Annotated in this window: 20 protein-coding genes, 4 tRNA genes and 1 other RNA gene; 12 read left to right on the top strand and 13 right to left on the bottom strand. The window is 73.3% G+C overall.

All coding sequences use genetic code 11. The features are described 5' to 3' along the window. Window positions 1–3: 3 nt before the first annotated feature. Together ACFW6A_RS03175 and ACFW6A_RS03170 are read right to left on the bottom strand one after the other, a co-directional pair. Window positions 4–420 carry a hypothetical protein gene (locus tag ACFW6A_RS03175; RefSeq protein WP_386481474.1) on the bottom strand — a complete coding sequence of 139 codons (417 nt, stop codon included), beginning with the start codon at window positions 418–420 and terminating at the stop codon, window positions 4–6. An 864-nt stretch (window positions 421–1,284) separates the two neighbouring features. Then, a tRNA-Ser gene (locus ACFW6A_RS03170) sits at window positions 1,285–1,372 on the bottom strand. A 234-nt stretch (window positions 1,373–1,606) separates the two neighbouring features. Here ACFW6A_RS03170 and ffs point away from each other — a divergent pair. From ffs to ACFW6A_RS03140, 6 genes are all read left to right on the top strand, one after another. After that, an RNA gene (gene ffs / locus ACFW6A_RS03165) (signal recognition particle sRNA small type) lies at window positions 1,607–1,705 on the top strand. Window positions 1,706–1,884: 179 nt separating this feature from the next. Beyond that, a complete protein-coding gene (locus ACFW6A_RS03160) occupies window positions 1,885–3,978 on the top strand; it encodes a DNA polymerase III subunit gamma and tau (protein WP_386638380.1) in 2,094 nt (697 codons plus the stop codon). 61 nt (window positions 3,979–4,039) lie between these two features. Further along, complete coding sequence (purD, locus tag ACFW6A_RS03155) at window positions 4,040–5,290, top strand: phosphoribosylamine--glycine ligase (protein WP_351852374.1); 1,251 nt, start codon at window positions 4,040–4,042, stop codon at window positions 5,288–5,290. 251 nt (window positions 5,291–5,541) lie between these two features. Next, a complete protein-coding gene (locus tag ACFW6A_RS03150) occupies window positions 5,542–7,410 on the top strand; it encodes a hypothetical protein (RefSeq protein WP_351852376.1) in 1,869 nt (622 codons plus the stop codon). Between the two features lie 240 nt (window positions 7,411–7,650). Beyond that, entirely contained in the window at window positions 7,651–9,111 is a 1,461-nt protein-coding gene (locus ACFW6A_RS03145) for a N,N-dimethylformamidase beta subunit family domain-containing protein (RefSeq protein ID WP_351852378.1), read from the top strand. Window positions 9,112–9,195: 84 nt separating this feature from the next. Continuing rightward, window positions 9,196–10,104, top strand: a complete 909-nt coding sequence (locus tag ACFW6A_RS03140) for a phosphoribosylaminoimidazolesuccinocarboxamide synthase (RefSeq protein WP_351852380.1) — start codon at window positions 9,196–9,198, stop codon at window positions 10,102–10,104. 104 nt (window positions 10,105–10,208) lie between these two features. On the opposite strand, the gene ACFW6A_RS03135 is transcribed toward ACFW6A_RS03140, so the two are convergent. The 8 genes from ACFW6A_RS03135 to ACFW6A_RS03100 all read right to left on the bottom strand — a co-directional run bounded on the left by ACFW6A_RS03135 (window position 10,209) and on the right by ACFW6A_RS03100 (window position 14,931). Next, window positions 10,209–10,281, bottom strand: a tRNA-Gly gene (locus ACFW6A_RS03135). Window positions 10,282–10,303: 22 nt separating this feature from the next. Next, window positions 10,304–10,918, bottom strand: coding sequence for a response regulator (locus ACFW6A_RS03130; RefSeq protein WP_386638377.1), 615 nt, complete (start codon window positions 10,916–10,918; stop codon window positions 10,304–10,306). Continuing rightward, on the bottom strand, window positions 10,915–12,186 hold the full coding sequence (locus tag ACFW6A_RS03125) for a sensor histidine kinase (protein WP_386638374.1): 1,272 nt from the start codon (window positions 12,184–12,186) through the stop codon (window positions 10,915–10,917). The genes ACFW6A_RS03130 and ACFW6A_RS03125 overlap by 4 nt, the downstream gene beginning before the upstream one ends. A gap of 28 nt (window positions 12,187–12,214) precedes the next feature. Beyond that, a complete protein-coding gene (locus tag ACFW6A_RS03120) occupies window positions 12,215–13,012 on the bottom strand; it encodes an ABC transporter permease (protein ID WP_351852388.1) in 798 nt (265 codons plus the stop codon). Continuing rightward, entirely contained in the window at window positions 13,009–13,959 is a 951-nt protein-coding gene (locus ACFW6A_RS03115) for an ABC transporter ATP-binding protein (protein ID WP_351852391.1), read from the bottom strand. Before ACFW6A_RS03115 ends, ACFW6A_RS03120 begins: the two co-directional genes overlap by 4 nt. Window positions 13,960–14,110: 151 nt before the next feature. After that, window positions 14,111–14,183, bottom strand: a tRNA-Gly gene (locus ACFW6A_RS03110). Between the two features lie 81 nt (window positions 14,184–14,264). Further along, a tRNA-Gly gene (locus ACFW6A_RS03105) sits at window positions 14,265–14,336 on the bottom strand. Window positions 14,337–14,589: 253 nt separating this feature from the next. Then, the gene (locus ACFW6A_RS03100) at window positions 14,590–14,931 is read right to left on the bottom strand and encodes an Lsr2 family protein (protein WP_351852394.1); all 342 of its coding nucleotides are present in this window, start codon (window positions 14,929–14,931) and stop codon (window positions 14,590–14,592) included. Window positions 14,932–15,296: 365 nt separating this feature from the next. On the opposite strand from ACFW6A_RS03100, the gene purS reads away from it, so the two are divergent. Genes purS through purL form a run of 3 tightly spaced genes read left to right on the top strand, consistent with a single transcriptional unit; the run spans window position 15,297 to window position 18,468 of the window. Beyond that, window positions 15,297–15,542: a phosphoribosylformylglycinamidine synthase subunit PurS gene (gene purS / locus ACFW6A_RS03095; RefSeq protein ID WP_015035032.1), complete on the top strand. Its 246-nt coding sequence runs from the start codon at window positions 15,297–15,299 to the stop codon at window positions 15,540–15,542. Continuing rightward, window positions 15,539–16,219: a phosphoribosylformylglycinamidine synthase subunit PurQ gene (purQ, locus tag ACFW6A_RS03090; protein ID WP_351106083.1), complete on the top strand. Its 681-nt coding sequence runs from the start codon at window positions 15,539–15,541 to the stop codon at window positions 16,217–16,219. The genes purS and purQ overlap by 4 nt, the downstream gene beginning before the upstream one ends. Next, entirely contained in the window at window positions 16,219–18,468 is a 2,250-nt protein-coding gene (gene purL, locus ACFW6A_RS03085; RefSeq protein WP_351852397.1) for a phosphoribosylformylglycinamidine synthase subunit PurL, read from the top strand. Before purQ ends, purL begins: the two co-directional genes overlap by 1 nt. 56 nt (window positions 18,469–18,524) lie before the next feature. Here purL and ACFW6A_RS03080 read toward each other — a convergent pair whose 3' ends face one another. Beyond that, complete coding sequence (locus ACFW6A_RS03080; protein ID WP_386476585.1) at window positions 18,525–18,935, bottom strand: nuclear transport factor 2 family protein; 411 nt, start codon at window positions 18,933–18,935, stop codon at window positions 18,525–18,527. Window positions 18,936–19,000: 65 nt separating this feature from the next. Here ACFW6A_RS03080 and ACFW6A_RS03075 point away from each other — a divergent pair, with 65 nt between their 5' ends. Further along, window positions 19,001–19,789 (top strand): sterol carrier family protein, encoded by a 789-nt coding sequence (locus ACFW6A_RS03075; protein ID WP_351852402.1) that lies wholly within the window; start codon window positions 19,001–19,003, stop codon window positions 19,787–19,789. A 39-nt stretch (window positions 19,790–19,828) separates the two neighbouring features. Next, window positions 19,829–20,638 (top strand): META domain-containing protein, encoded by an 810-nt coding sequence (locus ACFW6A_RS03070; RefSeq protein WP_386638370.1) that lies wholly within the window; start codon window positions 19,829–19,831, stop codon window positions 20,636–20,638. Here ACFW6A_RS03070 and ACFW6A_RS03065 read toward each other — a convergent pair. Then, a complete protein-coding gene (locus ACFW6A_RS03065; protein ID WP_351852406.1) occupies window positions 20,632–22,053 on the bottom strand; it encodes a sulfatase-like hydrolase/transferase in 1,422 nt (473 codons plus the stop codon). The genes ACFW6A_RS03070 and ACFW6A_RS03065 overlap by 7 nt on opposite strands. A gap of 123 nt (window positions 22,054–22,176) precedes the next feature. Next, window positions 22,177–22,269, bottom strand: coding sequence for a putative leader peptide (locus ACFW6A_RS03060; protein ID WP_324616102.1), 93 nt, complete (start codon window positions 22,267–22,269; stop codon window positions 22,177–22,179). Window positions 22,270–22,575: 306 nt separating this feature from the next. On the opposite strand from ACFW6A_RS03060, the gene purF reads away from it, so the two are divergent. Further along, window positions 22,576–24,102 carry an amidophosphoribosyltransferase gene (gene purF / locus ACFW6A_RS03055; protein WP_351852409.1) on the top strand — a complete coding sequence of 509 codons (1,527 nt, stop codon included), beginning with the start codon at window positions 22,576–22,578 and terminating at the stop codon, window positions 24,100–24,102. Window position 24,103: the final 1 nt, after the last annotated feature.

Below are 24,103 nucleotides of genomic sequence, written 5' to 3'. Positions count from 1 at the left end.
AGGTCAGCGGCGCTTGAACGCTCGGGCCGGAGAGCAGTTGTCGGGCCTCAGCGAGCCGCGGTCCCGGCACGCCTGGATCCAGGCTTTTCCGGTCTCGAGGACCGCGCCGTCGAAGAAGACGTGGTCGACGTCGACCGACCGCTTCTGGACCCCCTTGACGCGAGTCCAGTCGTAGGCTTCGACGCGGGCACGCAGATAGACGTTGTGCCCGTCGTCAAGGCTGACGTCCTGCAACTTGCCCTTCACGTGGAACCCGCCACGGTGCACGAACTTGGGCTCCCACTTGTACGTGCCCTTGAAGAACACACCCGTCGAGCGCATCTCCAGCCCGTGCCAGGAGTCCGCAACCGCGACCCCCGCCCCGCCGAAGAACAGCCCCGCGACGACCGCGGCGGTCATCGACTTCCGCAACTTGCCCATGAATTGCTCCTGTTCGCTTGAAGAGCCGACCGGTCGTCACAGAAAGTATCGGCTTCGCTACGGGCTGATGCGCGCAGGAACGTAAATCCCATCAAATCACCCCCCGATCCGGTGAACGGAACGTCGAAAAAGAATCTCTTCGCTGCCTCCCAGGGCCTGGCTGTGCAGCCGCCCGAGGGGGGCGAAAGGCCAGGTCAGAGGCGCTGGGCGTGAGCGGGGAGCGGGGTGGGACCCGTAGGGGTGGTGTGCCTCTGGGAAGTGACCGGGGGTGCGGCGCCGGTCGGCGGGGGCGGCGGGGACGGACGGGCCCGTGGTATTCGCCGCCGGAGTGGCCGCCGCCGACGGTCCCCGTACCCGCGTACGTGCCGGCGCCCAGGCCTTGGCCGGCCGCCTCTGTCGTGGTTCGGCGAGGTCGTGGGTCCACGCCGGCATGACGCCGTGGATGCGGGGAGGGTGAAGAGGCGTTCGTCTTCTCGCAGGTGGCACCAGGCTTCGAGGTGGGGTGGGGCGAGTTCGACCGTGATGTCCTCGGAGGGGCGCCCGGTGAACACCGGCGGCGCCTTGAGGATGCGCGGGCGATGTCCCGTTTCCCGCCACCCCCGGAAGGAAGCGGCCCGGAAGATCGGCGCGGCGATCCGGGCGGCGAGGGCGGCCGCGGCTGGGCGCCGGACGGGGAGGGCGGCTGGATCTGCCGCAACGGCACGGCCCGTATGCAGCCCCTGTGGGGGAGGGGTGGGGGCGCCCGCGAAGATCGCCCCCGGAAACGACCGTTGTGGACAAAGGCCGGGACGACGGGAGCCGAGGAACGTTGAAGGGCCCCACCGCGAACGGTGGGGCCCTTCAACAACATGCCTTGTCAGGCACTGGCGGAGGATACGAGATTCGAACTCGTGAGGGGTTGCCCCCAACACGCTTTCCAAGCGTGCGCCCTAGGCCTCTAGGCGAATCCTCCGTGGAGAACATTACATGACCGCGGAGGGTGCTCGCGAACGTGATCCACGAGGTCGGGGTGGGGAGGGGGACGAGGGAGGGGGGAACGGGGGAGGAGGGGAGGGAGTGGGGAGGGAGTGGCGATGAGTCGGGCGAGACGAGGCGGGGTGAAGCGGACCGGGGTGGGGCCGGGAGGGGTCGGGGCGGGGTCGGGGTGGGCTGGGTTCGGTGGGGGGTTGGGATCGGGTAGGCTGGGCGGAGCCCCTCACGCGGCGCTATCTGACTGAACTCCCCCAGGGCCGGAAGGCAGCAAGGGTAGGTCGGCTCTGGCGGGTGCGTGGGGGGCGCTTGCGTTTCCGGACAGGCTTCCGGGCGGGGCCGAGCGGGGCGGGGCAGTACCCGGCCAGTGCGATGCGGTGCGAGGCGGCCCGGCACGAGGCAGCCCGGTGCGAGGTGGGGCGGGGAGTGCCTGACCCCGGGGGAGGGGGCGCGGGTTTTCCCGGGTTGTCGGCGGGCGCCTATAACCTCGTATACGTGTCGTCTCTCGCGCTGTACCGCCGCTACCGCCCCGAGTCCTTCGCCGAGGTCATCGGGCAGGAGCATGTCACCGACCCGTTGCAGCAGGCCCTGCGGAACAACCGGGTCAATCACGCGTACCTGTTCAGCGGGCCGCGCGGCTGCGGCAAGACGACCAGCGCGCGGATCCTGGCCCGCTGCCTGAACTGTGAGCAGGGTCCCACGCCGACGCCCTGCGGTGAGTGCCAGTCCTGCCGGGACCTCGCGCGCAACGGGCCGGGGTCCATCGACGTCATCGAGATCGACGCCGCCTCGCACGGTGGCGTGGACGACGCCCGTGACCTGCGGGAGAAGGCGTTCTTCGGGCCCGCGTCCAGCCGGTACAAGATCTACATCATCGACGAGGCCCACATGGTCACCCCGGCGGGCTTCAACGCCCTGCTGAAGGTGGTCGAGGAGCCGCCCGAGCACCTCAAGTTCATCTTCGCCACGACCGAGCCCGAGAAGGTCATCGGGACCATCCGGTCGCGGACCCACCACTACCCCTTCCGGCTGGTGCCGCCGGGGACGCTGCGGGACTACCTCGGCGACGTGTGCGGGCGGGAGGGGATCCCCGTCGACGACGGCGTGCTGCCGCTGGTCGTGCGCGCCGGGGCCGGGTCCGTGCGTGACTCGATGTCCGTGATGGACCAGCTCCTCGCCGGCGCCGGCGAGGAGGGTGTGACGTACGCCATGGCGACCTCGCTCCTCGGATACACGGACAGCTCGCTGCTCGACTCCGTCGTGGACGCCTTCGCCTCGGGCGACGGCGCCGCCGCCTTCGAGGTCGTCGACCGGATCATCGAGGGCGGGAACGACCCGCGGCGGTTCGTCGCCGACCTGCTGGAGCGGCTGCGCGACCTCGTGATCCTGGCCGCCGTGCCCGACGCCGCGGAGAAGGGCCTCATCGACGCGCCCGCCGACGTGGTGGAGCGCATGCAGGCGCAGGCGTCCGTGTTCGGCGCCGCCGAGCTGAGCCGCGCCGCCGACCTCGTCAACGAGGGGCTGACCGAGATGCGCGGCGCCACCTCGCCGCGCCTCCAGCTGGAGCTGATCTGCGCGCGGGTGCTGCTGCCCGCCGCCTTCGACGACGAGCGCTCGCTGCTCGCGCGCCTCGACCGCCTGGAGCGCGGGGCCGCCGCCGCGCCGCCGGCCGCCGCTGCCGCGGTCTTCACGCCGGCCCCGCCCGCCGGGCCGCCGATGGGGTACGTCCCCGGCCCCGAGGCCCACACGCCGCTGGCCCCGCCGCCCCCGCCCGCGCCCGCCCCCCCGCAGGCGCAGCCCCCGGCCCAGCCGCCGCAGCAGGACGCCGCGCGGCCCGGTGCCTGGCCCGGGGCCGCCCGCCCCGGCGGGTGGCCGACGGCCGCGCCCGCGCCCGCTCCCGTACAGCCGCAGGCGGCGGCCCCGCAGGCGCAGCCCGCCGCGCAGGCTCCGGCCGGGGACATGGCGGCCGGCGCCGCCCAGGTGCGGAACATGTGGCCGTCGATCCTGGAGGCGGTCAAGAACCGCCGCCGCTTCACCTGGATCCTGCTGAGTCAGAACGCGCAGGTGGCCGGCTTCGACGGCACCACCCTCCAGCTCGGCTTCCTCAACGCCGGCGCGCGGGACAACTTCGCGAGCAGCGGCAGCGAGGACGTCCTCAGGGCCGCGCTCGCCGAGCAGTTCAACGTGCACTGGAAGGTCGAGGCGATCGTCGACCCGTCGGGCGGCTCCGCGCCCCCGCCGGGTGCCGGGGGCTTCTCCGGGGGAGGCGGCGGCTTCGGTGGTGGAGGCGGTGGCTTCGGCGGAGGCGGCGGCCGGCCGTCCGCCGCGCCCGCTCCCTCCCCGGCGCCCGCGCCCGCCCCCATGTCCGCGCCCGCGCCCGTACAGGCCCCGCCCGTCGCGCAGGCCCCCGCGCAGCGGCCGCCGCAGCAGTCGCAGCCGCCGCAGCAGGTCCAGCCCCAGCCCGTGGCGCCCGAGGACGACATTCCGGAGGAGGACGATCCGGACCTCGTGGAGTCGGCGCTCTCCGGGCACGAGCTGATCGTGCGCGAGCTCGGCGCCACCGTTGTGGAGGAATACACGAACGACTAGGGCCGTCTCGCTCGGTGGCCCGCACAAGGGCCTTGCCGGCCGTCGGGCTACCCTGGCTGGCGTGAAGGTCCTCGTCATCGGCGGCGGCGCCCGCGAACACGCCCTGTGCCGCTCTCTCTCCCTCGATCCCGACGTCACCGCTCTGCACTGCGCGCCCGGCAACGCCGGAATCGCCGAGGTCGCCGAGCTGCACCCCGTCGACCAGCTGGACGGCGGGGCGGTCGCCGCGCTCGCCACGGAGCTCGGCGCCGACCTGGTCGTCGTCGGCCCGGAGGCCCCGCTCGTCGCCGGCGTCGCCGACGCCGTGCGCGCCGTCGGCATCCCGGTCTTCGGCCCCTCGGGCGAGGCGGCGCTGCTGGAGGGCTCCAAGGCGTTCGCCAAGGACGTCATGGCCGGCGCCGGCGTGCCGACCGCCCGCAGCTACGTCTGCACCACCCCCGCCGAGATCGACGAGGCCCTCGACGCCTTCGGCGCGCCGTACGTCGTCAAGGACGACGGCCTCGCGGCCGGCAAGGGCGTCGTCGTCACCGACGACGTCGAGGCGGCCCGCGCCCACGCGCTCGCCTGCGACCGCGTGGTCATCGAGGAGTACCTGGACGGCCCCGAGGTCTCCCTCTTCGCGATCTGCGACGGCACCACCGTCCTCCCGCTCCAGCCCGCGCAGGACTTCAAGCGCGCGCTCGACGGCGACGAGGGCCCCAACACCGGCGGCATGGGCGCCTACTCGCCGCTGCCGTGGGCCGACCCGAAGCTGGTCGACGAGGTCCTGGAGACCGTCCTCCAGCCGACCGTCGACGAGCTGCGCCGCCGCGGCACCCCCTTCTCCGGCCTCCTCTACGCCGGTCTCGCGCTCACCGGCCGCGGCGTGCGGGTCATCGAGTTCAACGCCCGCTTCGGCGACCCCGAGACGCAGGTCGTCCTCGCCCGCCTGAAGACCCCGCTCGCGGGCGTGCTGCTGCGCTCCGCCAACGGCACCCTCGCCGACCAGGCCCCGCTGGCCTGGCGCGACGAGGCCGCCGTCACCGTGGTCGTCGCCTCCCACAACTACCCGGACACGCCGCGCACCGGCGACCCCATCGAGGGCCTCGCCGAGGTCGCGGAGCGGGACGCGCCCCACGCGTACGTGCTCCACGCGGGAACGAAGCGGGACGGCGAGGCGATCGTGAGCGCCGGCGGGCGGGTCCTCTCCGTCACCGCCACCGGTTCGGACCTGGCCCAGGCCCGCGACCGCGCCTACGCGGCAGTCGGCCGCATCCGCCTTGACGGCTCCCAGCACCGTACGGACATCGCGCTCAAGGCCGCCGGGGCCTGACCCGGAACGGGAGTACGGGCGCGGCCGCGCAGTCAAGCGCACGGCCGCGCCACCGGCACCACCTTTACCCAAAGCCATTCGATCGAGTGACGGCTCGGCCATCTGGATGACTGCCGCCGAAGCCCCAACTAGGGTGCGGCGCAGGCGTTCCGGCACTTGGCCCACCGGCATTGCGATGTCGGTGACGGGTGCCACAGTGGGGGAGTGAGCAACACCACCACGGGTAGTCCCGTCCGAGACGGGGAGAGGGGGTGAGGTACGGCGTGTCCGGCAGCGGCTTCGGAAACGGCGGCAGCGACGGCGGCCTCGGCGAGCAGTGGGGCGTGCGGGCCGCGCGCTCCCGCGCCCTGGCCGTCCTCCGCGTCCGCGGACGGGCGCTCGGCGCCGCCATCCTCCCCGCCGCCGTCGCCGTCGTGCTGTACGCGGGCGAGGTCACCGGCCACTTCACGGGTACGGGATGGGCCACCGCCCGCTGGATCACGACCGTCCTCGCGGTCGTCGTCCTGCTCGCCTCCGCGGCCGTCGCCCTCGTCGTCGCCCGCGCCCGCCCGGCCGTGACGCCGACGGTGGAGCTCACCGAGACCGCCGCCCCCGACCTCCACCGCCTGGTGCGGGACCTGGCCGACCGGCTCGACGTGCCCGCGCCCTCCGCGATAGCCCTGACCCCGGACTGCGACAGCTGGCTGGAGGACCGCTCCCACCCGGCGCACGGCCGGGCGGCCGTCCCCGCCGCCGGAGGCCCCGGCCCCGTCCTCGTCATAGGCTCCCCGTTCCTGTGGTGGATGCGGGTCGCCGAGCTGCGGGCGGTCCTCGCCCCGGTCGTCGCCGGCACCGGCCCGGCCGCCGACCCCGACATAGCCGCCGCCCGCCGCTTCGTGCGCGGGCTCGACGCGGCCGTCGCCGTCCCGGACGAGCCCGGCCTCGGCCCGCTGCGCCGGCTCGGCGCCCGGGGCGTCGGACGGGTGGCCCGGCTGCTGCTGCGGGCCTGCGGCACGCACGCCGCCGAGATGGAGCGCGGGGTCGCCGCCGCCGGCTCCGAGCGGGCCCAGGCCGTGGACCAGGGGACCCGGATCGTCGCCCAGGAGCAGGTCGGCCTCGCCTACGCGGGCTGGGACCGGCTCCTCACCCGGGTCGCGCTGCCCGCCTGGCGGATGGGCCGCTGGCCCTCCCGGCTGGACGCGGGCGTCGTCTCCGCCCTCACCGAACTGTCCCGCCGCGACCGGCTCGCGGAGGGCTTCTCCTCCCGCCTCGGCGAGCGCCCGGCCTGCGACCTCCTGGAGGAGCCGGGGGCCGTGGACGAGGCCGCCTCGCTGCTCGCCGCCCGGCTCTTCCACGGCGGACCCGCCGAGGCCGGCCCCGACTGGGCGCCGGTCGAGTGGAGCCGCTACCCGGAAGAGGTCGTCGACCGGAAGTGGCGCGCCGACGCGGCCCGCCTCCACGACGTCCTCGACCTCCTGTCGGCGGCCGCCGGGCCCGAGGCCCCCGAGGCCCCGACCCTCACCCGTGTCCTCGCTCACCTGACGGTCCCGCGGGACGGGACGTCCGAGCCCCTCGCGCCGGCGGAGGACGACGACCTCCCCGTCGTACCGCCCGGAGCCGAGGCCGCCGAGGACGCCGAGAGAGGCATCGGGGCCGCGGACGCCGAGGCCGCGGCCGACGAAGACGTCGAAGCCGACGAAGACATCGAGATCGACGAAGACGTCGAGGCCGAGGTCCGCAACCCCGCCGCCGACGCCCTCGCCGCCGCCCTCAGCGCCCGGGTGGCCCGCGAGGACGCCGAGCGCGAGGCGCGGATCGCGTCCGGCGCCGCGTCCGGCGCCGCCGGGTTCACCGGCCCCGACGGCCCCTGGCCGCTCGCTCCGCTGCTCCCGCCCCGCACCGGCCGGGACCTGCTCGCCGACCACGTGACCGCGCTGGTCTGCTGCGCCGCCGTCGACACCACCGGGGCCGCGCCCGGCCTGGACTGGCTCGACGGGCCCGCGCTCCTGGTCGGCGGCGAGCGGGCCGCCGACCTCGGGCCGCGCGTGCTCGCCCTGGTCGAGGAGGGCGACCCGGCCCCGCTGCGCGCCTGGCTCGGCGCCACCGGCGTCCGCCCCGAGAAGCCCGTCCGCCTGCTCTGACGCACCACCGGGCCGCGGGGCCCGCACCACCGGGCCGCGGGGCCCGAGCTGACGGGGCCCCGTCGGCGTCCCGGCCGGCCCGTCGTACCGGAGGGTCGTGTTCCATCTTCGTCGATTCGCGACGAACGGTGACGGACCGCGTGCGTGATGTGATGTGCTGGAGACCGGCACTGACAGGGGCACCATCCGCGGGCAGGAGCCGGCGGCACTGACCGGGGGAGTCGAAGGAGGGGCGCGGCCATGGGGGCGGAGCAGATCAGGCGCTGGGAGTCGGGTGCGCTCGCGCACGCGGTCTCCGATCCCTTCGGCCAGGGCCCGCTGCCCTGGCTGCGCGGCTCGGAGAACTACTTCGACGACACGGGGCAGATGGTCCCCTGGTACGCGGACGAGACCCTGGCCGGCGGCTTCGGCGGCGGCCCCCGCACCGCCGACGACGTGCGCCGCCAGATCAAGGGCTTCGCCTCCGGCGGAGCCGTGGCGCCCGGCGAGTCGATCGACTTCCACGTCACGGTGGACCCGCCGCAGCAGTTCTCGGTCGACGTCTACCGGATCGGCCACTACGGCGGGGCCGGCGCCGCGAAGATCACCACGAGTCCGCGGCTCTCCGGGATCGTGCAGCCCGCCCCGCTCACCGCCGACCGCACGGTCTCCTGCCACCACTGGTGGCAGTCCTGGCGGCTCCAGGTCCCGAGCTACTGGTCGATCGGCGCGTACGTCGCCGTCCTCACCACCGCCGACGGCTACCGCTCCCACATCCCCTTCACGGTCCGCGACTCCCACCCGGCGGACCTCCTCCTGGTCCTCCCGGACGTGACCTGGCAGGCGTACAACCTCTACCCGGAGGACGGGCACACCGGCGCCAGCCTCTACCACGCGTGGGACGAGGAGGGCCGGCTGCTCGGCGAGGAGGAGGCGGCGATCACCGTCTCCTTCGACCGGCCGTACGCGGGCGCAGGCCTGCCCCTGCACGTCGGCCACGCCTACGACTTCATCCGCTGGGCGGAGCGGTACGGCTACGACCTCGCCTACGCGGAGACCCGCGACCTGCACGCGGGCCGGGTCGACCCCGCCCGCTACCGGGGCCTGGTCTTCCCCGGACACGACGAGTACTGGTCGGCCCCCATGCGCCGGGCCGCCGAGCGGGCCCGCGACCAGGGCACCTCGCTGGTCTTCCTCTCCGCCAACACCATGTACTGGCAGGTGGAGTTGGGGCCCTCGCCGTCCGGCGTGCCGGACCGGCTGCTCACCTGCCGCAAGCGCCGCGGCCCCGGCCGCCCCGCCCTCTGGCGCGAGGTCGACCGCCCCGAGCAGCAGCTCCTCGGCATCCAGTACGCGGGCCGGGTGCCCGAACCGCACCCGCTCGTCGTGCGGAACGCCGGGCACTGGCTCTGGGAGGCGACCGGCGCGGGCGACGGCGACGAGCTGCCCGGCCTGGTCGCCGGCGAGGCGGACCGCTACTTCCCGCGCACCCCGCTGCCCGACCACGACAGCCGCATCCTGCTCGCCCACTCGCCCTACCGGGACGGCGACGGGGCGCTGCGCCACCAGGAGACCAGCCTCTACCGGGCGCCCTCCGGGGCGTGGGTCTTCGCCGCCGGCACCTTCGCCTGGTCGCCCGCGCTGGACCGGCCGGGCCATGTCGACGCCCGGGTCCAGCGCGCCACCGCCAACCTCCTCGACCGGATCTGTAAGAGGGACTGACCGGGCGAGCCGCCCCGGTCGGCGGGCCCGGTCGCACGTGCGAGAGAATCGGACCGTTCCTGGATCAACCTACGCGGAGGAACCGTGTCCGGATTCGTAGAAAAGCCCGAGCCCGTCGAGGTCCCGGGCCTGACCCACCTGCACACGGGCAAGGTGCGCGACCTGTACCGGAACGGGGCCGGCGAGCTCGTGATGGTGGCGAGCGACCGCATGTCCGCGTACGACTGGGTGCTGCCCACCGAGATCCCCGACAAGGGCCGCGTCCTCACCCAGCTCTCCCTGTGGTGGTTCGACCAGCTCTCCGACCTGGTCCCGCACCACGTCCTGTCCACCGAGCTGCCGGAGGGCGCCCCCGCCGACTGGGCGGGCCGCACCCTGATCTGCAAGCCCCTGGACATGGTCCCGGTCGAGTGCGTCGCCCGCGGCTACCTCGCCGGCTCCGGCCTGGTCGAGTACGACGAGTCCCGCACGGTCTGCGGCCTCGCGCTCCCCGAGGGGCTGACCGACGGCTCCGAGCTGCCCGCGCCGATCTTCACCCCGGCGACCAAGGCCGCCGTCGGCGACCACGACGAGAACGTGTCGTACGAGGAGGTCGCCCGCCAGGTCGGCGCCGAGACCGCCGCCCTGCTCCGCCAGACCACCCTCGCCGTCTACGGCCGGGCCCGGGACATCGCCCGCGAGCGGGGCATCGTCCTCGCCGACACCAAGTTCGAGTTCGGCTTCGACGGCGAGACCCTGGTCCTCGCCGACGAGGTGCTGACCCCGGACTCCTCCCGCTTCTGGCCGGCCGACCAGTGGCAGCCGGGCCGCGCCCAGCCCTCGTACGACAAGCAGTTCGTGCGGAACTGGCTGACCTCCCCGGCCTCGGGCTGGGACCGCAAGAGCGAGCAGCCGCCGCCGCCCCTCCCGCAGGAGGTCGTGGACGCCACCCGCGCCAAGTACCTGGAGGCGTACGAGCTGCTTACCGGCAAGTCCTGGTCCGACAGCTTCTGACGGAACGGCCGTACGGGTCTCCTCGCGGGGCCCGTACGGCGTCTCGGCCGCCGTGCGCGGACACGACGAAGGCCCCGGTTCGATGAACCGGGGCCTTCACGCTGAGCGGACGACGAGATTCGAACTCGCGACCCTCACCTTGGCAAGGTGATGCTCTACCAACTGAGCCACGTCCGCATGCGCCGTAGCGCGCTGCTAACTATACCCAACCTTTCGACCGCGCGAGACGCACCGCCGCGTGACGGTTCTCCGCGCCGAGCTTCGCGGCGGCCGAGGAGAGGTAGTTGCGGACCGTGCCGGGGGAGAGCGCGGCCCGCCGGGCGATCTCCGCGACGGAGGCCCCGTCGGCGGCGAGTTCGAGTACCTCGGCCTCGCGGGCGGTCAGCGGCGAGTCCCCGGCGGCGATCGCGTCGGCCGCCAACTCCGGGTCCACGTAACGGTTTCCGGCGTGCACGGTACGGATCAGCTCGGCCAGCCGCTGGGCGCTGACGGTCTTCGGCGCGAAGCCCCGGACGCCCGCCGCGAGGGCCCGCTTGAGGTGGCCGGGCCGGCCGTGACTGGTCACGATCATCGTGCGGCAGTCCGGGAGTTCGTCCCGGATCGATGTGGCCACCGTCACACCGTCCGCCCCGGGCATCTGGAGGTCGAGGACGGCGACGTCGGGCCGGTGGGCGCGGGCCATGGCGAGCGCCTCGGGCCCGGTCGCGGCCTCCGCGACGACGATCAGGTCGTCCTCCAGGGCGAGCAGGGCGGCCAGCGCGCCCCGGATCAGATGCTCGTCGTCGGCGAGCAGGACGCGTACGGGCTCGGTCACGCGACCGTCTCCTTCTTCTCCTGGTGTGCGGGGCGCGGGGCGGCCGTCCCGGGCAGCGGCACCCGGGCGGTGACGAGGAAGGAGTGCGGCTCCGCCGGCCCGGCCTCCAGGGTGCCGTCCACCGCGCGGAGCCGTTCCCGCAGCCCGGCGAGGCCGGAGCCGGTCCGGCCCGGGGCGCCGGCCCCGTCGGGGACCGCCGCGCCGTCGTTCTCCACGGTCAGCACGGCCTCTCCGTCGCCGGCGCGCAGGGTGATCGCGCAGCGCCGGGCGTCGCCGTGCCGCAGCACGTTGGTGGTGGTCTCGCGGACCACCCAGCCGAGCGCGGACTGCACCCCGGCGGGCAGGTCGAGGGCGGGGGCGTCGACGGCGCAGTCGATGCCGGCGGCGTCGAGGACCCCGCGGGCGCCCTCCAGCTCGACCCGCAGGTCGGCCTCGCGGTAGCCGCGGACGACCTCCCGGACCTCCCGCTGGGACTCCTGGGCGATCCGCTGGACCTCGACCATCTGGTCCACGCCCTCGGGGCGGCCGCGCCGGGCGAGCTGGACGGCCAGCTCGCTCTTGAGCGCGATCACCGAGAGGTTGCGGCCCATGACGTCGTGCAGGTCGCGGCCGAAGCGGAGCCGTTCCTCGGCGACGGCGAGCCGGGCCTTGAGGTCGCGGGAGCGCTCCAGCTCCTGGACGACGCGGAGCAGCCAGGAGGAGAAGCCGCAGGCGGAGGCGTAGGCACCGCCGCCGACGAGGACGGCGGCCAGGGTGATCAGTCCTTCCGGGACGTGGCCGAGGGTGATCACGGGCAGGGCGGCGGCGAGGGCGGTGCCGCCGACCGCGTACGCCATGTGCCGCACCCGGTCCAGGCAGAGGACGAGCGCGCCGGCGGTGAAGACCGAGGTGACGACGAGCACGCTCGCGACGAGCGACTCGTCGGGCAGCACCCCGCCCGCCCACAGTCCGGCGACGGCGAGGTCGGTGAGGAGGGTGAAGGCGGCGAGGGCGACGGCGGGCCGGACGGGACGCGCCCGCCGGTCGGTGGTGTGGTCGAGGGCGCGGGAGGAGACCGCCCAGCAGAGCGCGGAGTGGGCCAGGACCCACAGGATCAGCCCGATCGCCGGTCCCGTGCCGGTCTCGCTCCGCCCCCCGCCGGAGCTCAGCAGGGGGCCGCCGAGCGCGACCAGTTCGACCGGGGCCATGAGGTGGAAGGTCCAGCGGGTGTACAGCTCGACCTTCCCGGCGGCGCTGCGCCGTGTCCACCATCCCGTCATCGCGGACATCCCGTCCCGTCTCCCCTCCGGTCCCGCCCTAGCGCCGGGGCTCCCAGCGGAACCAGCGGCGGACCGCCCACCCCGTCAGGACGCCCCAGGCCACTGTATTGAGCGCGGCGGTGAGCAGGCTGCCCGCGTGGGCGGTGCCGAGCCAGCCGGCCCGGACGAACTCCATGACGCCGCTGAGCGGGAGGAGCTGGGCGAGGTCGGCGGCGAGGCCGGGCAGGGCGTCGCGGGGGACGAAGAGGCCGGAGCCGAAGGAGGAGACGAGGAAGAGCGGCAGGGTGGTGAGGCCGGCGCTCTCGACGGTGCGGGTGATCGTGGTGGTGACGGCGGCGAGCCCGGCGAGCAGCACGATCGCGGCGGCGAGGCCGAGGACGAGCAGGTCGGGGCGGGCCGGGGCGTCGGCGCCGAGGAGGGTGAAGCCGCCGACGGTGAGGATCGCGGCCTGGACGAGGGCGATGGCGGTGGCGGGCAGCGCGGCGCCGGCGAGGATCTCGGTGTCGGTGGCCTCGCCGGTGCGCAGCCGCTTGAGGACGAGTTCCTCGCGGCGGGCGACGAGGCTGGAGGTGAGGCTCATGTAGACGACGAGCAGCAGGACCATGCCGGTGCCGCCGATGAGGGTGGCGGCGCCCAGCGAGATGCCGAGGGTGGCCTCGTCGACGCCCTTGAGCGAGGACCGCAGCAGGAAGATCATCAGCAGCGGCATGGCGGCGGCGATGAAGAGGTTGTTGCGGTTGCGGCCGAGGAGGGTGAGTTCGGCCCGGCCGAGGGCGGCGAGGCGGGTGGGGGTGGTGGAGGGCCGGCCTGTGGTGGTGGGTGCGGTCGCGCTCATCGGGTCACGGTCTCCTTCGGGCCGGCGGGGATGTCCTCCGTGCGGGAGGCGATGTCGAGGAAGGCCTCTTCGAGGGAGGCGGAGCGGGCGTCGAGCCCGTCGAGGCGGACGCCCTGGTCGCGGGCCCAGCCGAGGAGTTCGGTGAGGTCGTCCTGGAGGGCGTGGGTGCGGATCTCGATGCGGTCGCCGTCCTCGGCGGCCTTCAGCCCGAGCGGCAGCCGGGCCGCGGGCACCCCGGCGGGGAGCGCGAAGCGGATCCTGGCGGGCTGGGCGGCGGTGACCTCGGCGGGGGTTCCGGAGAGCACGATCCGGCCCTTGTGCATGATCGCGAGCCGGTCGGCGAGCGATTCGGCCTCCTCCAGGTAGTGCGTGGTGAGGAGGACGGTGGTGCCCTGGGCGCGCAGGGAGCGGACGAGTTCCCAGGTGTCGCGGCGGCCCTCGGCGTCGAGGCCGGTGGTGGGCTCGTCGAGGAAGAGGACCTCGGGGCGGCCGAGGAGGGCGCAGGCGAGGTCGAGGCGGCGGCGCTCGCCGCCGGACAGCTGCTTGATCCGCACCTTCTCGCGGCCGGTCAGGCCGACCGCGGCGAGCGCCTCGCCGGCGGGCCGGGCGCCGCTGGTGACGCCGGCCCACATGCGTACGGTCTCGGCCACCGTCAGGTCGGAGGGGAAGCCGCCCTCCTGGAGCATCACGCCGATGCGCGGGCGGACGGCCGCGCGCTCCCGGTACGGGTCGTGGCCGAGGACGCGGGCGGTGCCGCCGGTCGGGGCGGCGAGGCCCTCCAGGAGTTCGACGGTGGAGGTCTTGCCGGCGCCGTTGGTGCCGAGGAGGGCGAAGACCTCCCCCCGGGGCACGGAGAGGGAGATGCCGCGCACCGCCTCGAAGCCGCCGTCGTAGCTGCGGCTCAGGTCGGTCGCCTCGATGGCCGGTGTCAGGGCTTCTGCTGTCATGGCTCCAGCCTGCCGTCCGGCCGGGGCGGAGGGCAGTGCGCGGTGTCATCGCCCGTACTGACAAATGTCATGGGGGCGGTCCGAGTTCCGGAGCCGGAGCGTCCGTAAAAGCAGAAGGACCCGGTTCCTGAGAACCGGGTCCTTCACCCTGAGCGGACGACGAGATTCGAACTCGCGACCCTCACCTTGGCAAGGTGATGCTCTACCAACTGAGCCACGTCCGCATTGCTCCCGACCGGCTTTCACCGGGCGGTGCGAGCACCACTCTACCTGATCCACCGGAGTGGTCGGTAACCGTGATGCAGAGCGGGTGACAGGGATCGCACACTGCGCCTTCCCCCTGGAAGGGGGATGTTCTACTACTGAACTACACCCGCACGCTGCTTCGGGCCCGGCTTTTCGGCCTTGCCCTTCGGCGTGATCCAGACTCTAGCCGATCAAGGGGGGTGGAACGCAAATCCGTTCCGCCGCACCCTCCGGCGGCCTGGTCACCGCCCCCTCCGGTGGTCGGGCCGCCGGTCTCTCCGGCGGTCGTTCCGCCGCCGCCTCCGGTGGTCGGGCCGCCGGTCTCTCCGGGGCTTCCGGCCGGCGCCGGACCGCCGGGCCCGGCCCGCCGGTCCCCGTCCGGCGTCAGCTCGCCTCGCGGAAGGCCTCGTAGACCCGCTTGGGGATGCGCCCCCGGGCCGGCACGTCCATCTTGTTGGACTGGGCCCAGGCGCGGACCGCCGCCGGGTCGGGGGCGAGGGCGGTGTGCTTGTACGCGACGGTGGTTCCGGTCACACCGGCCGCCGCCTTGCCGGTCCGCTTCCGCCCGGCCGCCAGGTAGGGCGCGAGGGCCTTGCGGAGTTTCTTTGCATTGGCAGCATTCAGGTCGATCTCGTACATCTTCCCGTCGAGACCGAACGCGACCGTTTCCGCCGCTTCTCCGCCGTCGATGTCATCGGAGAGGGTGACCACCACTCGCTGCGCCACGGATATCGGTCCTTTCCTGTGGCCCGCCACCTGTCAAAGGGTAGGGGTGTGCCTCTGACGTGCGGTGACACCAGGCCTCTGGCTGCCCGGGGACAATGCTGTTTTTCTCTGGATTCCTTTGTACAGCGCAGGGCGTCGCATTGTGAAGCCCTGTCAATTGTCTCAGCGTGTCCCGGGGCAATGGGCGGCGCAATATTTCACTCGCATTTCATGTGCGGAGGGGTGTGGGGGGTTTGGTGTGGATCTTCGCCGCAGGCGCCTTCCGGCCTGGGTATTTGTAGGATCCTTCAGATCTCTACCCGCGTAGAATTTGGAGGCAGGTACGCTGAGGGAACCGCCCACGCAACACACCACCGGGAGTGCCAGTGGCACGCGTCGTAGTCGACGTCATGCTCAAGCCGGAGATCCTCGACCCGCAGGGACAGGCGGTGCAGCGTGCACTGCCCCGCCTCGGGTTCGCCGGAATCGCCGACGTCCGTCAGGGGAAGCGCTTCGAGCTGGAGGTGGAGGGGCCGGTCGACGACGCCGCCCTCGCCCGCATCCATGAGATGGCCGAAACCTTCCTTGCCAACACCGTGATCGAAGACTTTGTCGTGAAGGTCGAGTCGTGACCGCTCGCATCGGCGTCGTCACCTTCCCCGGCACGCTCGACGACCAGGACGCGCTGCGCGCCGCCCGCCTCGCGGGCGCCGAGCCGGTCTCGCTGTGGCACCGCGACAAGGACCTCAAGCAGGTCGACGCCGTGGTCCTCGCCGGCGGCTTCTCCTACGGCGACTACCTGCGGGCCGGCGCCATCTCGCGCTTCTCGCCGGTGATGGAGACCATCATCGAGCAGGCGAAGGCCGGCATGCCGGTCCTCGGCATCTGCAACGGCTTCCAGATCCTCACCGAGGCCCACCTGCTGCCGGGCGCGATGCTCCGCAACAACCACCTCCACTTCATCTGCCGCGACCAGAAGCTGCGGGTGGAGAACGCGGAGACCGCCTGGACCTCGGACTACTCCGCGGGCCAGGAGATCGAGGTCCCGCTCAAGAACATGGACGGCCGGTACGTCGCCGACGAGCGCGTGCTCGACGAGCTGGAGGCCGAGGGACGGGTGGCCTTCCGCTACCTGGACGTCAACCCCAACGGCTCGCTCCGCGACATCGCCGGCATCACGAACGCGGCGGGCAACGTCGTCGGTCTGATGCCGCACCCCGAGCACGCCGTCGAGCCGCTGATCGGCACCGGCAAGACGGACGGTCTCGGTTTCTTCACCTCGATCCTCAAGAAGCTGGTCAACGCCTGATGAGCCTCGACACCGTCAAGCACGCGAGCGAGACGCCGGACAGCGAGCAGCCCTGGAAGGAGCTCGGCCTCAAGGAGGACGAGTACGCGCGCATCCGCGAGATCCTCGGCCGCCGTCCCACCGGCGCCGAGCTCGCCATGTACTCCGTCATGTGGTCCGAGCACTGCTCCTACAAGAGCAGCAAGGTCCACCTGAAGCAGTTCGGCGAGAAGACCCCGCAGAACGACGCCATGCTCGTCGGCATCGGCGAGAACGCCGGCGTCGTCGACGTGGGCCAGGGGTATGCGGTCACCTTCAAGGTCGAGTCGCACAACCACCCCTCGTACATCGAGCCCTACCAGGGCGCGGCCACCGGCGTCGGCGGCATCGTCCGCGACATCCTCGCCATGGGCGCCCGTCCGGTCGCGGTCGTCGACCCGCTGCGCTTCGGCGCGGCCGACCACCCCGACACCAAGCGCGTGCTGCCCGGTGTCGTCGCCGGCATCGGCGGCTACGGCAACTGCCTGGGCCTGCCCAACATCGGCGGCGAGGTCGTCTTCGACTCCTGCTACCAGGGCAACCCGCTGGTCAACGCCGGCTGCATCGGCGTGATGAAGCACGAGGACATCCACCTCGCCAAGGCCTCCGGCCCCGGCAACAAGGTCATCCTCTACGGCGCCCGCACGGGCGGCGACGGCATCGGCGGCGTCTCGGTCCTCGCGTCCGAGACCTTCGACGACACCAAGCCGGCCAAGCGCCCGGCCGTCCAGGTCGGCGACCCGTTCCAGGAGAAGCTCCTCATCGAGTGCACCCTGGAGATCTTCCAGGAGAAGCTGGTCGCGGGCATCCAGGACCTCGGCGGCGCCGGTCTCTCCTGCGCCACCTCCGAGCTGGCCTCGGCCGGTTCCGGCGGCATGCGCGTGGACCTCGACAAGGTGCACCTGCGCGACGCCACGCTCTCTCCTGAGGAGATCCTCATGAGCGAGTCGCAGGAGCGCATGTGCGCGATCGTCGAGCCGCAGCACGTCGACCGCTTCCTGGAGATCTGCGAGAAGTGGGACGTCATCGCGGTCGTCATCGGTGAGGTCACCGAGGGCGAGCGGCTGGAGATCTTCTGGCACGGCGAGCAGATCGTCGACGTGCCGCCGCGCTCCGTCGCCCACGAGGGCCCGACCTACCACCGGCCGTTCGCGCGCCCGGAGTGGCAGGACGCGCTCCAGGCCGACGACGCCGGCAAGCTGCCCCGCCCGCAGGACGGCGCCGAGCTCAGGGACCAGGTCCTCAAGCTCGTCTCCTCCCCGAACCAGGCCTCGAAGTCCTGGATCACGGACCAGTACGACCGGTTCGTGCAGGGCAACACGGTCCTGGCGCAGCCCGAGGACGCCGGCATGGTCCGCATCGACGAGGAGACCAACCTCGGCGTGGCCATGGCGACCGACGGCAACGGCCGGTACGCCAAGCTCGACCCGTACACCGGCGCGCAGCTCGCCCTCGCGGAGGCGTACCGCAACGTCGCCGCCTCCGGCGCCAAGCCGCTCGCCATCTCGGACTGCCTGAACTTCGGCTCCCCCGAGGACCCGGCCGTCATGTGGCAGTTCGCCGAGGCCACCCGCGGTCTCGCGGACGGCTGCTTCCAGCTGGGCACCCCGGTCACCGGCGGCAACGTCTCGCTGTACAACCAGACCGGTGAGGTCGCCATCCACCCGACGCCCGTCGTGGCCGTCCTCGGTGTGATCGACGACGTCACCCGCCGCACCCCGATCGCCTTCGCGGAAGAGGGCCAGCTCCTCTACCTGCTGGGCGACACCAAGGAGGAGTTCGGCGGTTCGGCCTGGTCCGAGGTGATCCACCAGCACCTCGGCGGCATGCCGCCGGCCGTGGACCTCGACCGGGAGAAGCTGCTCGGCGAGATCCTGATCTCGGGCTCCCGCGACGGCATGATCGACGCGGCGCACGACCTCTCCGACGGCGGTCTCGTCCAGGCGGTCGTCGAGTCCTGCCTGCGCGGCGGGAACGGCGCGCGCCTGGTCGTCCCGGAGGGCCTGGACGCCTTCACGTTCCTCTTCTCGGAGTCGGCGGGCCGCGCGGTCGTCGCCGTCCCGCGCAGCGAGGAGCTCCGCTTCACCGACATGTGCGGCGCCCGCGGCCTGCCGGCGACCCGCATCGGCGTCGTCGACGGCGACGCGGTCGACGTCCAGGGCGAGTTCAGCCTCTCCCTGGAGGAGCTGCGCACCGCGCACGAGGCGACCATCCCGGGCCTGCTGGCCTGACGTTTCACGTGAAACGGCCCCCGGTCCGAAGAGACGGACCGGGGGCCGTTTCGCGTTCACTCCGCAGCGCCCCAGAAGCCGTCGGACTCGGTGATGTCCGCGACGCACTCGTCGATGTCGGTGATCTTGCCGCCCATCATCGTGAACCAGAGGCCGCCGTCCATCTCGATGCCCCGGTCGCCCCGGTCTCCGTGCCACCGGTGGACGGACATGGCGTGGCCCCGGCCGTCCGCGTAGATGCCCTTGAGCTCCACGCGGAAGGTGCCGTCGGTCAGCTCCATGAGCTTTCCGTAGTGGGCCAGGATGTTGTCGCGGCCCTTGAAGTGCCCGGACATCTGGCTCTCGCCGGGCGAGTGGTGCGTGCAGTCGCCGGTCATGAGGGAGGCGAGCGTCTCCATGTCGCCGGCGGTGAACGCCTCGTACCCGCGGCGCACCAGAGCCGCGTCGGGGTGCTCGTGATGGGTCATGGTCCCGGCACCGCCTTCCGTGAGGAGTCGTCCCCCTCCTCAAGTCTCGGCGCTAGCCTCTGCCCATGCCACCCGCCAGGAAACGCACCCGCAGCTACGACCCCGCCAAGACCCGCGCCGCCGTCTCCGCCCAGTTCGGGCACGTACGGGACGCGGTGCTCGCCCTGCCGCCGGAGGCGCTCGACGGGCCGACGCGGCTGGGCACCTGGACGGTACGGGAGCTGGCCGCGCACCTCACGATGGCGCTCGGCGCGGTCGTGCGGGGGCTCGCCGCGCCCGAGCCGGCCGCGCGGGAACTCGCCCTCCTGGACTGGCCCCTGGCCACCGCGAGCGGTGCCGCCGGGATCGACGAGGACGTCCGGGCGCTCGACGCCGCCGACCTGCCGGGGCTGTACGCGCGCGTGGCCGGGGAATTCGAGGGCGCGCTGGCCGGCGCGGACGGGGAGAGGCTCCTGCCGACCCGCTTCGGCGCGATGACGCTCGACGACTACCTCGTCACCCGGACCGTCGAACTCGTGGTCCACACCGACGACCTCGCCGCCGCGACCGGCACGGAGATCCCCTACGACCGGCAGGCGCTCGCCGCCTGCACCCGGCTGCTCGCCGACGCCCTCGCGGCGAAGGCCCCCGGCGGCGCGGTGGAGGTCAGGATCCCGCCGTACGCGGTGGTGCAGTGCGTGGAGGGCCCCCGGCACACCCGGGGCACCCCGCCGAACGTCGTCGAGACGGACCCGCTCACCTGGATCCGCTTGGCCACCGGGCGCACCGCCTGGGCGGCCGAGCTCGACGCGGCCCGGATCGCCGCCAGCGGCGAGCGGGCGGATCTGGAGCGGCTGCTCCCCCTGATGGGCTGAGCCGGGGAACCCGGCGGGGGCGCGCCGCGTCCCACCGGCATGCCGAAGCCGCGCAGCACCCTCGCCGCCGTCCTGCTCGTCACGCTCGCCCCCCTCACCGCCTGCGGAGGGGCCGGGGCCGGGGCCGCGGGCGACCCCGACCTCCCGCTCGCCGGCACCCACTGGACGGTGGGCGCGGTGACCGTCGACGGCAGCCGCTCGAAGGCTCCCGAGGGCGCCCGCGTCGACTTCGCCGGGGAGGGGCGGGCCCGGGGCAGCACCGGCTGCAACCACTTCGGCGCGGGCGTCGCCGTGGCCGGTGCCACCGTCACCGTCTCCCCGGACGAGGTCACCGAGAGGGGCTGCCCCGACGACCGGCAGCGCTTCGAGACCGCCTTCCTCGCCGCCTTCACCGGCCCGCTGGAGGGGACGCTGGAGGACGGCGCGCTCACCCTCGCCTCCTCGGACGGCACGAAGCGGGTGGAGCTGGCCGCCGAGGCGTCCGCTCCGCTGCGCGGCACCTCCTGGCAGGTCGACGGCCTGGTCTCCGGGGACACGGCGTCCTCCCTGCCGGCCGGGAGCGGGGAGAAGGCCCGCTTCGTCGTCGGCGCCGACGGCCGGATCACCGGGAACCTCGGCTGCAACGGCTTCTCCGCGACCGCGAAGCTCGACGAGCGGGCCCGTACCCTCACCGTCGAGGGCCCGGCCGCCACCACCCGCATGATGTGCACGGGCCCCCAGATGGCCCTGGAGACGAAGCTCTACGAACTCCTCGACGGCCCCCTCTCCTACCGCCTGGACCACCGCGCCCTGACCCTCACCGACGGCTCGGGCGAGGGGCTGACGGCGGTAGCCGCCACGGCTCAGTAGCGCAGCAGCCCCGCGTCGATCCGCTCCCAGGCGGCCCGCAGCTCGGCCAGCCGCGCCTGCTCGAAGGGCGCCCGGTCGGCCTGCTCGCGGGTGTCCTCGGAGAGGTGGAAGAGCTGGTCGCGGCCGTTCTTGCCGCGGTAGTACTTCCAGTCGCCGCGGCGCAGCGCCCGCTCGCCCCTGACCCGCCAGAAGAGGTCCCGCTCGGGCACGTCCTCGCCGCGCAGCAGGTGCCCGGCGAGGCTGGTGCCGTCGAGGGGGTACGCGGGGTGGGGCCGGGCCCCGGCGACGTCGAGGAGGGTGGCCGTCCAGTCGGGCGTGAACACGGGCAGGTCGCTGACCTGGCCGCCGTCGATCCGGGCGGGCCAGCGCAGGACCGAGGGGACGCGGATGCCGCCCTCCTGGAGGGAGCCCTTGTTGCCGGCGAGGGGCCAGTTGTAGGAGAAGCGCTCGCCGCCGTTGTCGCTGGCGAAGAAGACGAGGGTGTCCTGCTCCTGGCCGGAGCGCTTCAGCGCCTTGAGGACCTGGCCGACGGAGCGGTCGAGGTCCTCGACCATCTCCTTGTACTTCTCGACCGAGCCGCCGTCCTGGTGCCAGAGGGCGGAGCGGTCGCCGGCCTTGATGCGGCGGACGATCTCGGCGCTCGCCTCCTCGTCGCCGTCGGCGATCCACGGCCAGTGCGGGGTGGTGAAGTTGAGGTTGAGCAGCCACGGCTTCTCGTGGTCGCGGCTCACGTACTCGCTCGCCCGCTCGGTGAGGATCCGCGTGTAGTAGCGGAGGTCCTTGTACTCGGCGTCGCCCTCGTAGAGGTCGTACTCGCCGCCGAGGCCCAGCTTGGAGTAGTACTCCAGGGCGCCGCCGAAGTTGCCGAAGAACTCGTCCCAGCCGGACTTGGTGGGGGAGTAGTCGGGGAGGTAGCCGCAGTGCCACTTGCCGATGAGGGCGGTGGCGTAGCCGGAGTCGCGCAGCAGCGAGGCGAGCGTGGGGTGGGTGGGCTCCAGTCCGGCGGACTTGTCGGCGATCGGCTCGGCGAGGCCGCCCTTGGTACGGCCCGGGTAGCGGCCGGTGTAGAGGCTGAAGCGGGTGGGGGAGCAGGTCGCGGAGCCGGAGTAGGCGTCGGTGAAGCGGACGCCGTCGCGGGCGAGCCGGTCGAGGTGCGGGGTGCGGATGTGCGGGGCGCCGTACGAGGAGAGGTCGGCCCAGCCCAGGTCGTCGCCCAGGATGAAGAGGATGTTCGGCCGCCGGGAGTGGCGGCGCGGGTGCGCGGCCCGGAAGGGGCGCTCCGCGGTGGGCGCGGCGGCGGGGCCGGCGGCCGGGGCGGGCGCCGCGTGGGCGGGGGCGGCGGCGCCGACGGCGGCCACCGCCGCGGCACCGGCGGCGGCACCGCCGAAGGCGCGGCGGGACAGGGGCGAGGACATGGCGGATCTCCAGAGGACGTACGGGTGTGCCTCCGTGCCCGGCGTGCGGGGGACGGCGCCGCGGGCGGGGCGGGACGGAGGGAGACGCGGGGCGGGGCGGAGGGAGAGAGGGGTGGCGTGCGTTCAGGCGCGCCGACAGCCGGCGCTCGCGACACGGACGAGGTCCACGTGCCGGCGCTGGACGAGGGTGACCGAGCGGTCACGCGGGGGCTGCATGGGCCAGGAGCCTGGTCGAGCGGGGCGGGCGCGTCAACGCCGGAAGGCCGGGTCGACGCGCGTAGTTCGCGTGATCGAAACGCCGGTGAAACCCTCGGTGCGTGCGTTCTGCGTCACATCGCGGGCCGGTGGAGGAGGGGGGTGCGAGCGTCCGGGCGGAGCGGCCCGGCGGCGGGAACCCTTCCCGCGCCTGCCTTGTAGGGCCCTCCAAGTTCGCGACGATCTCTTGGTGCGATCCTATGGGGGGCGGGTCGGGCCCCGTTCGCCAATTCGGACCAGTGGTCGAGGTCCCCTAGACTCGAAGACGTGCCACGCGGAGACGGTCGACTCAATCACGATCTGCTCCCCGGGGAGAAAGGCCCCCAGGACGCTTGCGGCGTCTTCGGTGTCTGGGCTCCGGGTGAAGAGGTCGCAAAGCTCACGTACTTCGGGCTCTACGCCCTCCAGCATCGGGGTCAGGAATCCGCGGGAATCGCGGTCAGCAACGGCTCCCAGATCCTCGTCTTCAAGGACATGGGCCTCGTGTCCCAGGTCTTCGACGAGACCTCTCTCGGTTCCCTCCAGGGTCATATCGCGGTCGGTCACGCCCGCTACTCGACCACCGGAGCCTCCGTGTGGGAGAACGCCCAGCCGACCTTCCGGGCCACCGCCCACGGGTCCCTGGCGCTCGGCCACAACGGCAACCTGGTGAACACCGCGCAGCTGGCCGAGATGGTCGCCGACCTTCCCAAGAAGGACGGCCGCGCCACCCAGGTCGCCGCCACCAACGACACCGACCTGGTCACCGCGCTCCTCGCGGGCCAGGTGGACGAGGACGGCAAGCCGCTCACCATCGAGCAGGCCGCCGCGAAGGTCCTCCCCGAGGTCCGGGGCGCCTTCTCCCTCGTCTTCATGGATGAGCACACCCTCTACGCGGCCCGCGACCCGCAGGGCATCCGCCCGCTGGTCCTCGGCCGCCTGGAGCGCGGCTGGGTCGTCGCCTCGGAGTCCGCCGCCCTCGACATCTGCGGCGCCAGCTTCGTCCGCGAGGTCGAGCCGGGCGAGCTGATCGCGATCGACGAGAACGGCATCCGCACCTCCCGCTTCGCGGAAGCGAAGCCCAAGGGCTGCGTCTTCGAGTACGTGTACCTGGCCCGTCCCGACACGGACATCGCCGGCCGGAACGTGTACCTCTCCCGCGTCGAGATGGGCCGCCGCCTCGCGAAGGAGGCGCCCGTCGAGGCCGACCTGGTGATAGCGACCCCGGAGTCGGGCACCCCGGCCGCCATCGGCTACGCCGAGGCCTCCGGCATCCCCTTCGGCGCCGGCCTGGTGAAGAACGCCTACGTCGGGCGCACCTTCATCCAGCCCTCGCAGACCATCCGCCAGCTCGGCATCCGCCTCAAGCTGAACCCCCTCAAGGAAGTCATCAAGGGGAAGAAGCTCGTGGTCGTGGACGACTCGATCGTCCGCGGCAACACCCAGCGCGCCCTGGTCCGGATGCTCCGCGAGGCCGGTGCGGCCGAGGTCCACATCCGGATCTCCTCGCCGCCGGTCAAGTGGCCCTGCTTCTTCGGCATCGACTTCGCCACCCGCGCGGAGCTGATCGCCAACGGCATGTCCGTCGACGAGATCGGCAAGTCGCTCGGCGCGGACTCGCTCTCCTACATCTCCCTGGAGGGGATGGTCGAGGCGACCACCATCGCCAAGCCGAACCTCTGCCGCGCCTGCTTCGACGGCGAGTACCCGATGGAGCTGCCCGACCCCGAGCTGCTCGGCAAGCAGCTTCTGGAGACGGAGCTGGCCGCCGGCCCCGCCGCGACCGCGGCCGCCGACGCCCTGCGCCGTCCGTGAG

This window comes from Streptomyces sp. NPDC058758 (genome assembly GCF_042746075.1).
GTDB lineage: Bacteria > Actinomycetota > Actinomycetes > Streptomycetales > Streptomycetaceae > Streptomyces.
Note: the sequence above shows the minus strand (reverse complement) of the source record. Positions and strands in the feature narration are given on the sequence as shown.